General features: G+C 66.2%; 9 protein-coding genes and 3 pseudogenes. All 12 read left to right on the plus strand.

The genetic code is table 11. The features are described 5' to 3' along the window. Positions 1-676 precede the first annotated feature (676 nt). On the plus strand, positions 677-2,044 hold the full coding sequence (locus AB5S17_RS22115) for a hypothetical protein (RefSeq protein WP_369243365.1): 1,368 nt from the start codon (positions 677-679) through the stop codon (positions 2,042-2,044). An 84-nt stretch (positions 2,045-2,128) separates the two neighbouring features. Then, positions 2,129-2,458: pseudogene (locus AB5S17_RS22120) on the plus strand (transposase); the annotation flags it as partial. Next, positions 2,443-2,706: pseudogene (locus AB5S17_RS22125) on the plus strand (hypothetical protein); the annotation flags it as partial. The pseudogenes AB5S17_RS22120 and AB5S17_RS22125, both read left to right, overlap by 16 nt. 177 nt (positions 2,707-2,883) lie before the next feature. Then, entirely contained in the window at positions 2,884-3,621 is a 738-nt protein-coding gene (locus AB5S17_RS22130; protein ID WP_369243366.1) for an alpha/beta fold hydrolase, read from the plus strand. Between the two features lie 698 nt (positions 3,622-4,319). Next, positions 4,320-4,733, plus strand: coding sequence for a hypothetical protein (locus AB5S17_RS22135; RefSeq protein WP_369243367.1), 414 nt, complete (start codon positions 4,320-4,322; stop codon positions 4,731-4,733). Positions 4,734-4,858: 125 nt separating this feature from the next. Then, complete coding sequence (locus AB5S17_RS22140) at positions 4,859-5,884, plus strand: hypothetical protein (RefSeq protein ID WP_369243368.1); 1,026 nt, start codon at positions 4,859-4,861, stop codon at positions 5,882-5,884. A gap of 175 nt (positions 5,885-6,059) precedes the next feature. Then, complete coding sequence (locus AB5S17_RS22145) at positions 6,060-6,332, plus strand: hypothetical protein (protein WP_369243369.1); 273 nt, start codon at positions 6,060-6,062, stop codon at positions 6,330-6,332. 2 nt (positions 6,333-6,334) lie between these two features. Next, positions 6,335-6,703 (plus strand): DUF6634 family protein, encoded by a 369-nt coding sequence (locus tag AB5S17_RS22150; RefSeq protein WP_369243370.1) that lies wholly within the window; start codon positions 6,335-6,337, stop codon positions 6,701-6,703. Between the two features lie 45 nt (positions 6,704-6,748). Beyond that, positions 6,749-8,824, plus strand: coding sequence for an AAA family ATPase (locus tag AB5S17_RS22155; protein ID WP_369243371.1), 2,076 nt, complete (start codon positions 6,749-6,751; stop codon positions 8,822-8,824). Positions 8,825-9,012: 188 nt separating this feature from the next. Then, positions 9,013-9,726: a P-loop NTPase gene (locus AB5S17_RS22160; protein ID WP_369243372.1), complete on the plus strand. Its 714-nt coding sequence runs from the start codon at positions 9,013-9,015 to the stop codon at positions 9,724-9,726. Continuing rightward, complete coding sequence (locus AB5S17_RS22165) at positions 9,723-10,001, plus strand: ribbon-helix-helix protein, CopG family (protein ID WP_369243373.1); 279 nt, start codon at positions 9,723-9,725, stop codon at positions 9,999-10,001. The genes AB5S17_RS22160 and AB5S17_RS22165 overlap by 4 nt, the downstream gene beginning before the upstream one ends. A gap of 212 nt (positions 10,002-10,213) precedes the next feature. Next, positions 10,214-10,756: pseudogene (locus AB5S17_RS22170) on the plus strand (transposase); the annotation flags it as partial.

The following is a 10,756-nucleotide window of genomic DNA, read 5'->3' on the forward strand; positions in this document are numbered from 1 at the left end:
GCTCGATCCAGGAATCCATGCGAACGGTCCGGGACAGGGCGAAGGGCGAGGGCAACCGCACCTCCAGCAGCAGCGATCACAGGCGCGACGATCGCCAGGATGTCGGATCGACCGTGATCGAGCCCGAGCCGTCCTGTACCGGCTCCAGCATGACGGTGGAGACCCTGTCCGGCTATGGCAAGGCCAAGGACTGGGCGCTCGACCTCAAGGCCGACCTCGATCTCTGGCGGGCGGGTGTGATCCGGCGTGCAAATTTGCACGCCGGATCACAGTCTAGACTTACTAAGCGATTTTTTGCGCAGCACGGATCGGTCCCCACCCGGAGCCCGAGGTGTGCAGCACGGCCACGGTTCCTGCCGGCTCGTCCGGCAGGAATCGGTTGTTCCGACTTTCAACGTGATGGGGAAAATGCATCGGGACCTGGAGACGTCCCAATGCCGGCCTACGTATGCNACGGCCACGGTTCCTGCCGGCTCGTCCGGCAGGAATCGGTTGTTCCGACTTTCAACGTGATGGGGAAAATGCATCGGGACCTGGAGACGTCCCAATGCCGGCCTACGTATGCGTGCGCCAAGAACCAATCCGTACCGAAGCGGACGCCGGACGACGTGCCGCGCACGGCCGGCGATCGGGAAACCATGACCTAGAAAACTGTGATCCGCTTCGTCGGAGCCTTGTGCTCGCCGGCGGTGTGACGGGTGAAGACATTGCCGGTCTGCCGATCAGTCCGTTCGACGTCCGAGCATGCCTTCGGCGGGCAACCGAGGCGGCTGGGATAAAGCGTCGCCGGAACGCTGCGATCGGAACCGAACTGCTGTTCAGTGCATCTCGTGAAGCCTTCGAGGATGACGCGAGCGGCTCGTTCGTCGATCGGTCGTTGCGGGTGAGTGAGGCCGATCGGGAGGCGGTGGATCCCAACGGAGCCGATGAACAGCGCGCCGGCCGGGATAGCGCCGACCTCAGTAGCCGCGAGCGTGGCAGGGCGAAGCCAACCGATCGCGCTGAGGTGATGGGAGCATTCAAAGCTCTCCTCGCAGAGAGGTTCACGACCGCCTTCCTCACGGACGGAGAGAATGTGTCTACGTCCGACGATCTGCCACGCGGGCTCCCGCGTCGCTGGGCCGCGGTGTTGGAGGGGGCGGAGGGCCCGACGCGCGAGACGCTCGCGAGATTTGATCCCCGCAAAATTCAGGAGTTTTTGGCGAGGATACTCGTAGCATGCAGTCGTAAATCCGACTGGACCATCGCCTGCTGGCGGCTTGATCTTGACGAAACAACGCCTCATTTGTCGGTTTTCATTGTCCCTACATACACGAAAGTTACTAAGCACACTGTGTCGACCTGCGTTTCAGTCCGTCATCATTTCGGCCAGCCGGCGAAGCTTAGTGCTCTGCAGGATTGGATAGGCGGCGAGTGCAAGCCGCTTGGGCTTGTGCGCGGTCGACCGCGAACGGAGACGAACGCGCGGCATCTATCGCCGCGTAAGTATCGTGCGATCCAGCGATACCAGCTAACGGCGGCGGCCGCAGCACAAGCGGCCGAAGCCGAGCGGATGCGCGCTGCGGAGGACCGAGAGACTGCGCGAAAGGCTGCGGCCGAGGTCGAGTGCCGGCTTGCTGAGCTGGATCAAGAGCAAGCCGCGCTTGACCGTCTCCACGCGCAAGTCGAGGAAGCAGAGCGGAGGGTGGCAGATCGTGAGGCGCACCTCACTGTGCGGCTCGCTGAAGCGGCAAGAGCCGAGCGTGATCTCTTGGAGAAAGAAGAGGCGATCGAACGGCAGCGGACTGACTTGAAGCTGCGTCGCCAGGGCATTGAACGCGCAGTATCGGTTGCACGCACCGTTCTCGGCGATTGTCCCGGATTCGGGGGCAGGAGCTCGCTCCTCGCAACTCTCAGCGACGCGCTTCCCGGCAACATCATCGACGCGGCATCGGATATCGGAAAAGCTCTCGAACGCTGGAGCGCTATCGCAGCGAAGAACTCCGCGAACCCGCAAAGAGAGCCTGAGGACATGCCGGAGACGCTCGCCGGCTTCGAATACTAATGCCCTAGCAGGCTGTTGAAGAAGTCGCTCGCCGCGGGGCTTCGGGCGTGATTCAGTGACTTCGAAGGGATTCGGAGACGGTGCATGCGGGGCGACGACAATCGAACGGGCGAGTTGTTCAGCTACGTCGATCTGGAGGCGCGGGTGCGGCGAGATCATCCGCTGCGGGCGATCCAGACGATCGTGAACCAGGCGTTTGGCTCGCTGGGACGCGGGTGCTCGGCGCTGTATTCGCCGCACGGGCGGCCGTCGATCCCGCCTGAGAAACTGCTCAGGGCGATGCTGTTGCAGGCGTTCTATTCGATCCGCTCGGAGCGGCTGCTCATGGAGCGGCTGGAATACGACCTTCTGTTCCGCTGGTTCGTCGGCATCGGCGTCGATGATCCGGCTTGGGACCACTCGACGTTCTCGAAGAGGCGCATCTCACTTTAAATGGCGCGGCGGACGGTGAGATCGCCTTCGGCGCGCTCAAGGGCTTCCTCGACGTGCGCTACGGCGCACGCGATGGAGCGGCCTGCGCGGAGTTCTCGTGGGAAGGACAAGACGAGAACGACCCCGCCTGCGGTCGCGGATGGGCCGCCATCGGCACCGCCGGCCGCCTCGTCGGCCACTTCTATATCCACAACGGCGACGATTCAGGCTTCGTCTGCGAACGCGGCTGACTTCTTCAACAGCCTGCTAGAGCTTCTCAAGGGGGCTTGCTCGGACGTTCTGCAGCACGCACCCGATCACGCCGCGGCGTTGCCAGTCGACATGGGCAAGGGCGCCTTGCAGACCCGCTTCGACATGGGCGACCATGGGACGCTGGTGACCGACACGGGCGGAGACGGCCGCCGCTCGTGCTGGTGCACGCGCTGGGGCTCGACCGCCGCATGTGGCGCGACGCAGTCCCGCACCTCGCGCGGCAGTATCGCGTCATCGCCCATGATCTGCGCGGCCACGGCCATGCAGCCGCGGCACCGCTGGCGAGCGATCTCGGCACATATGCGGACGACCTCGTGAGGCTCGTCGACGGCCTGAACCTTCCGAAGATCCATCTGGTCGGGCTGTCGCTGGGTGGCTCGATCGCTCAGCAGGTCGCGCTCTCGCATCCGGACCGTCTGGAGAGCCTGACCATCATCGCCAGCACCGCCTGGAGCAACGAGGCGTTCAGCGCGCGGGCCGATGCGGCCGAGCGCGACGGTCTTGCGGCCCAGGTCGCGCCGACGCTGACGCGATGGTTCACCCCGCAGGCGCTCGCGGAGAACGGCTGGGCGGTCCGCTACGCCCGCGACCGGATCCGACGCGCCTTCGTCTCCGACTGGGCGGCGGCATGGCGCGCTCTCGCCGCCATCGAGACCGCCGGGCGCCTCTCGGAGATTGCTATCCCGACCCACGCCATCGCCGGAGAGTGCGACGCCTCGACGCCGCCGGCACTCATGCGCTGCTTCCAGCAGATCCCCGGCTCGATCTTCGAGATCATCGCAGGCGGCCCGCACATGCTGAGCCTCGAGAACCCGGTCGAGCTGTCGGAGGCGATCCTGCGGGGGCTCTCGGCGACGGACGCGAACGCTGGCAGAAAGTTCGAGGCGGCCTGAAGGAGCTGGTGGCGGGAAGGGATATCATTTCCGCCGCAGCAGCGGCTAGCTATCGCGGCGATTGGCATCCTTCTTGTAAGGAGGATGTTGGTGCTGTGATCCGTAGCGCCTGACGGAGTGAGTCACAACGTCGAAGCGGTTCTACCAGCTGTTCTATCTGTCCATCATCCAGGCTTGCAACCGCGCTTCTGGTGTCAATAAGTCACGTGCGCCTGACGTTGGAGGAATAAGAAGAGAATTTGAACTAAATACCGATCATTAGACATAAGAAAAAAAGCCGCAGGCGCACCTTTACTCGGCAGTCGCGTCATTTACATTAGTGGCGTCGGTGGCATTCCGTCGTCGACCATAACGTCTTGCTGCAGGTGTCCGCGCAAGCGGCCGCCGGGGGGATTGCCGTCCCGCCCAGCAGCCTGACCACCCTGACCTGGTAAGAGGTACAGAATGGCTGAGCGTCTTCTGACGCGCACGGCGTCGCCGTGCAAGTGCAATCCCGACATCAACGAGACGCCGCCGGATCCGTCCGGCCGCACCGCTTTGACGGCCACCGCGCGCGGGGGCCACAGCGAGCCGCTGTCGCCCGACATCGAGTTCGCCCGGCCCGTTCGGACGCTGCAGGTCGACGGCAGGTCGTACGTCGTCGGCCTTGGCCCGCCGTCCGCATCGACGAGATCACCGACCTCCCAGACGAGCTCAAGGTGCGGCTCGCCGGCGGCTCGTCGCACCTCCTCGACCAGCCCACCGCGGAGATGGAGGCGGTCGGGTGCTCGTCCGAGACGATGCCGACCAACACCGACATCGATGACCGCGCCGGCCCCCGGAATGAGCCCCCCGGTACGCCCAAGCCGCACATCCGCAGCGCGAAGAAGGTCGGCCCGTACGGCCCGGTCTTCGCGGCCGCCGAGATCGCCGCCTCCCGCCACCTGCTGACGCTTCTCGACCGCCAGGGCTTCGCGCTCGTCCCCGAGGGTGGCATTGCACTCGGAGGCATCTGGCTCGACCCGATCCTCTGCCAGAAGCTCGCGACGCTCGGGCTCGCGGAGGTCGAGGACGTTTGCGGGGGAATGATCGTCCGGCAGCCCTCGTCGCGCGCCGCGCCCGACGGGGCCTGATCCGTCAACAGCGCCCGGCCCGCGGCCTCCATCGTCTGTCCGGTCCGGCAGCTCCTCCGCCGGCCGACGCGGCCCCTCCCTACACCATCATCGAAGCGCTGGCCCTGTGCCGGCAGGAGACTCTTATGTCCAGAAAGAATCTGAACAAGAACACCGACCCGCAGCCCGGCGGCGGTGACCCGAAGGCGGATCCCGATTACGGCGCGTTTCACCGGCCGTCCTGCGGTTCGGACGGCGCGGATCCGGTCGCGGCGTATGTCGACAGGCTCGCCGTCACGATCGTCGCGAGCGCGATCAGCGCGTCCGAGACGCTGGAGCAGGATGCGACGCTCGGCGCTTTCTCCGAACTCGCGAGCATCCTGCGTTCTGTCGTGACACGCGTGGGCCAGGCGATCCCCGACTTGATCGCGAAGGCTCTGGAGCAGGACCCGCGCTTCACCGTCCTGCGGGAGTATCCGCTGCCGCTCACGCGGGCGGCGGCGGAGGTCGTCGACAACAACCGGCGGCTGAGCCTCGTCGAACTCAAGCATGATCTCCACCAGACCGGAACGTATGCCACGGATCTCGTCGTCATCGACGACGAGACGCGTCACGCCTCGATCCTCGAGTGCCGGCGCGGCGGCGTCGTGTTCTCCGGTCCGCGCATTGCTGCGATCCTCCGCACGCTCCGCATCGCCACGCTGACCGCCCGCAAGGCCTTGGAAGCGGACGGCTATAGGGTCTCCCGCGTCGGCTGTGGCGTCATCGACCGCTACGGCAGAGCCGGCTACGACCCTGAGATGACGATCGGCCCCGATGCGATCGACCTGGCGTTCGGCGTGCCCGTCCTCGCTTACCTCGACCGCCTCGACGAGCGGATCCGTAAGGAAATCCGCCGTCGGTCGGGGCCCATGCTTGCCGGCCTCCTGCCGGAGCCGGAGCCGGAGCCGGAGCCGGAGCCGAAGCCCTGTCCCGCGTGTTCGGGGCAGGCGGTCGCAGACGCCAAGGACCCGCAGGAAGAGGGAAGCGAGGTGGAAGAGTCCGGCCCGGCGCCGGACGATGCGGCGGAACCGCTGCACCTCGAGCTCTCACGGTTCGTCGGCCCCGCAGAACTCCGCCGGGACGCTGCCGTGCGGCGGATGAGGCCGGCCTCTACCGGTCGCCTGCAGTAGCGCGGCACTGCGGACGCGACGCTGGCGGGTCGATCGGTTCGCCAGTGTCGCCCCGCCACCTGAGCAGGCTCGCCCGCTGCGCCGCCGAACGCCGGCCTGCCCGGCCGCTGTCCCCGATCCGAACGCCGCTGCAGCTGCCAGCGCTCCTCCCGAAACCTCATTGAAAGGTATGCCAATGCCCCCCAGCAACTACACCGCCCCGACGCAGCCCAACCGCGAGCCGGACTCGAGCGCGCCGCCGTCCGCGACCATCCTGTCGGTCGACACGGCGGCCCTCGTCGGCGCCGCGCTCCGCCTCGGCCGACGCCGCCTGTCGCGCCTCGAGCGCCAGCGGCTCTTGGCTCAGTTGAAGGCGCACGCCGCCGCCGGCGACGCGACGGCGCGGATGACGATCGACTGGCTCGCCTGCCGGCCGGACCGGCTCCTCGCGCCGAAGGGCGAGGCGTGATCATGCCGCGTTTTCCGTACGATGCACCTGGCATCCCGAGCGGCGGGCAGTCGGATGACATCCGCACGCTGGAGCAGCTGGTCGCCGACCTGAAGCGCTACGCGGGGGAGGACGGACCGACGCCGGAGGAACTCGCGGCCGCGCCGGTCATCGCCGGCGTGAGCGTCGTCGTCGACACGTCCGCTTGGCGGCTTGGGGGCCTGGTCTCTGGTCATCCCACCGTCGGCCCCGGGCTCGCGATGACGTCGCGGATCTACGCGATCGACCCCGAGCGGCGGTGGTGTCGGAGCTATTCGCGGCTGTGGCGCATCGCCGAAGCACCGCCCGTTGGCCACGGGCTCCCCAGCGCAAGCCGCTCTCGAACACATTGATCACCAGCCGTCATGGAATCGATCGCGCCGAGGAGAAGGATCACGATGACCGAAACCAGACACGAGCCCATCTCGCCTGCGGAGGATGGGAGCGCTCCGGCGAGCAAGAGCAAGAGGAACGGCGACCGCAACCCCATCTCCCTTCTGCCGCGGGACGGGCCGGGCCGCGAGCCGTTCGACGACGTCGACGATGTCGGCGAGATCATCGAGGCCGATGCCGGGCAGGATGCGAATGAGTGGCTCGAATACGAGATCGCTCTCCGTCTGAAGAAGACGAAGGCGTCAGGCTTCGCGGTCTTCTCCCATGTGCGCCCGGCGTTGCCTTCCACGATCATCGAGCGACTCAAGAACCGTGAGAAACTGCTGGTCATCGTTCGCGCCCCTTCGCCGGGGTGGCGCTCGGCGGCTCAGAGTGGTGTTCGGCGGGCACTCGAGGATGCGGTTCGGTCCGACTGGATCCTCGCTTTGGACAGCCTGCTCATGGTTCCCGACGCGAACTTTCGCACGTGGGAGCGCAAGTCGACCTCCGAGAAGGCGGTTTATGTTGTCGAGGCGCTCGCGGAAGCGGCGACGATCGTCTGCTTCGGGCCCACGGAGAAGGTGCCGCCGCAGATCGAGGCGCTCGCGGACCACGAGGTCGACCTGGCAACGCTGCCATCGTCCGCCCTCGATCAGGCACTCGAGCGGCGCTTCGGTGCGGGGAGGCACGGCTGGCCGTCCGACCTGAAGCCCGGGCGGCTGGATCCGACACTGATCGACGTCGCCATCGAGCGCGGGCCCGATACGGCGACCGTGATCGCGTCGCTCCGCCGGATGATCACGACGGCTTCGTCGTCCGGGCCACACCTTGAGGAACTCCACGGCTACGGTCCGGTCAAGGAGTGGGGGATGCGAATGGTGCAATCGCTCGACGACCACCGCGCCGGACGGATCCCGTGGTCCGAGGTCGACGGTGGCGCACTCCTCGTCGGTCCGCCCGGCACGGGGAAGACTCTGTTCGCGAGCGCGCTCGCCAGGTCTGCGGACGTCGCGTTCTTCCCCACGTCGTATGCCGCGTGGCAAAGCACCGGCGACGGGCACCTGGGCACGGTGATGAAGGAGATGCGGCGCGTCTTCGCGGAGGCTGCCGCGGCGCCGCCGGCGCTGATCTTCATCGACGAGATCGACACGCTCCAGGCCCGTGGATCGACAACCCGCCATGACGACTGGTGGCGCTCGATCATCAACGGCCTTCTCGAGTGCCTGGATGGCACCGGCCGCCGGGAGGGCGTCGTCGTGCTCGCAGCGTGCAACGACGGCTCCAATCTCGATCCCGCGGTCGTGCGCTCCGGTCGGCTCGACCGGCGGTTCTTCGTCGGGCTGCCAAGCGAAGACGGCCTGGCGCGGATCCTGCAGCATCACCTGCCGAACCTGACCGAGGCGGACGTGCAGCCGGTCGCGATGATGCTCGCTGGCTCGGCCTCCGGAGCGGACGCCGTCAGGATCTCCCGCGACGCCCGCCAGGCTGCCCGGATCGCCGGACGCGCAGTCACGGCGGCCGACCTCCTGGCCGTTGCGATGCCGCCCGACGGTCGTCCGGAAGCGGTCCGCCGTCGGGTCGCGATCCATGAGGCGGGCCACGCGGTCGCGCTGATGTCGCTGGGCATCATCCCCACCGTCCTCTCCATCGCCGAGACATTCGGCGGCCGCGTCCATCATCAGCGGGAGGCGAACGAGGGTCTTCTCGACGACTTCTCGGCCCAGCTGGTCGTGCATCTTGCGGGTCGGGCCGCCGAGGAAGTCATCCTCGGCACCCCGTCATGCGGCGCCGGTGGCCTCGACGTCTCCGACCTCGGGCGTGCCACGACGCTGCTCGCGCAGATCGAAGGCAGCTTCGGCCTTGGCTCGCGGCTGTCGATGTCGAGCGAAGTCGACGGCGCGGTGATCGAGGCGCGGCTCCGGCGTGCGTATGCCGAGGCGATGCTGCTGATGCTCCGACACGCTCCTGCGGTGAGGGCACTGGCGGACACCGCCCTGCGTGAAAGGATCATCGGGCAGTCGGGACTTAGCCGTTTTTGGGCCAAGCACCGACCGCCTGATCGCGCCAAACAGGCGGCTTCTTCGCGCACCCCATCTCGGTGACCCCGCTTGACGCGACGGAATCAGCCATGATTACGGAAGCCGCGGCGCGAATGCACGGCTGCGGTAGTCACCATGTGGCATTTCGGCCACGCTCGGTCTGCCGAAGCGGCGGGAGGACAAGAATTCCCGACGCGTTTTCGACGAAAGGATCGACCATCGGACAAAGATCGATTCGATGGAGGGCAAACATGCCCCTGCAGAATATCAAGAACAGGGAAGGGCTGGTGCGACCTCCAAGACGCCTGCGCGTGACGATCGCTTCCGGGAAGGGCGGCGTGGGCAAGAGCGGAATGACGATCAACGTCGCAGCCGCTGCTGCGGCCAGCGGGCATAGTGTTGCAGTCTTCGATGCAGACAGCGACCAGCATTCGTGCGTCGAATGGGCCCGAGCCGGAGGTACGATCGAAGTCGTGAAGATCGAACCGGCCCGGATCCGGTCGGCGGTGGATGACCACTCGGACAGGGACGTTATCGTCATCGACACGAGCGGCGCTGTTCTTGCTGAGCATGCAGCCGCGATCGACTGCGCGGATCTCGTCCTCGTTCCGCTGTCGACATCAACGCGAGACTTCGCACCGGCCATTCGGACGTTCCGAAAAGCTGAAGCCAGGCAGCGACTGGCAAGATACGTTCTTTCACTTATCGATCCTTCGGCAACCATGAATCGGCAGTTGCCGGGGAAAGCACGACTGCGAAGTTTGATGCCCGCGTCGGTAAAGGACGTTTATCTGGAGCACGTGTTCCTGCAGTCGGTCATCACGCGCCGTGTTCCGCTTCGCGACGCGATGGACGCAGGAGGAACAGCTTTCTCCTGCAACCTGGCAGCGCGTTCGCGGGTGGAGTTCCAAGACCTCTTCGAAGAGATCATGATGCTCACGGCCACACGCGGGGAGGTCGGATGACAAAGCTGAGGACGGAGCTCTTGGCAGATAACGCTGCAGCGCTCCAAGCGAGGGGTTCAGAAGCCGGCGGGCGGCCGATGGCAGCAACGACCATCCGGGTATCGCGAATGATCCTCAAGAAGGTTGATGCCGAAGCTAAAGCCGAAGGCCTGAGCCGCAACGAGCTTGTCGTTCTCCTGTTCGACAGGTACCTCCGAGAGCGCACCGGGGAGGGGATCGAGGAGATCGACCCGCCGTTCGCGGCGTTCATGAAGGTCAAGCGCCGCGGGCGCTGAAGTCAACGAGTGATCGTAGCACCCGGAGCCCCGTGAACTGCATCACCTGCTCCACGGCGGTGGCGTCATCGATCACCAATCATGTTCCGCGCATCGTGAGGCCATTAGCCCTGACGAAAGGGCAAGCAGAGGTCCGCTGGAAACCTCGAAGAACCTCCCCAATCGGCTCGTTTCGTGATTCCATCGGGCTTCGACGGGATCGGGAGGCATGGATGCGGGGACAGCCGGGGTTCTGGATATCGACGAGCGCTATGGGCGGCTGAGCGAGGCGGGTGACCCGCTGGAGAAGCTGAACGCGATCATGCCATGGGAGGTGTTCCGCAAGCCGCTGGCGAAGGCTCTGAAGCGCTCGGACGGCGCAAAGGGCGGCAGACCTCCCTACGACGCCGTGCTGATGTTCAAGGTCCTGGTCCTGCAGGCGCTCTACAACCTCTCGGACGATCAGGCCGAATTCCAGATCCAGACCGGCTGTCGTTCATGCGCTTTCTCGGGCTCGGCTTTCCCGATAAGGTGCCGGACGTCAAGACGATCTGGCTGTTCCGCGAGCATCTGGCGCAGGCCGGGGCGGTCAGGAACCTGTCCGCCCGGTTCGACAGGCACCTCGCCAGGGCCGGTTATCTGGCGATGGGCGGGCAGATCGTCGACGCCACCATTGTCGCCGCGCCGAAGCAGCGCAACACCGAGGACGAGAAGGCCGCGATCAAGGCCGGCGAGGTGCCGGAGAGCTGGAAGGAGAAGCCGGCCAAGCTGAGGCA

This window comes from Jiella sp. M17.18 (genome assembly GCF_041027365.1).
Lineage (GTDB): Bacteria > Pseudomonadota > Alphaproteobacteria > Rhizobiales > Rhizobiaceae > VKMB-3413.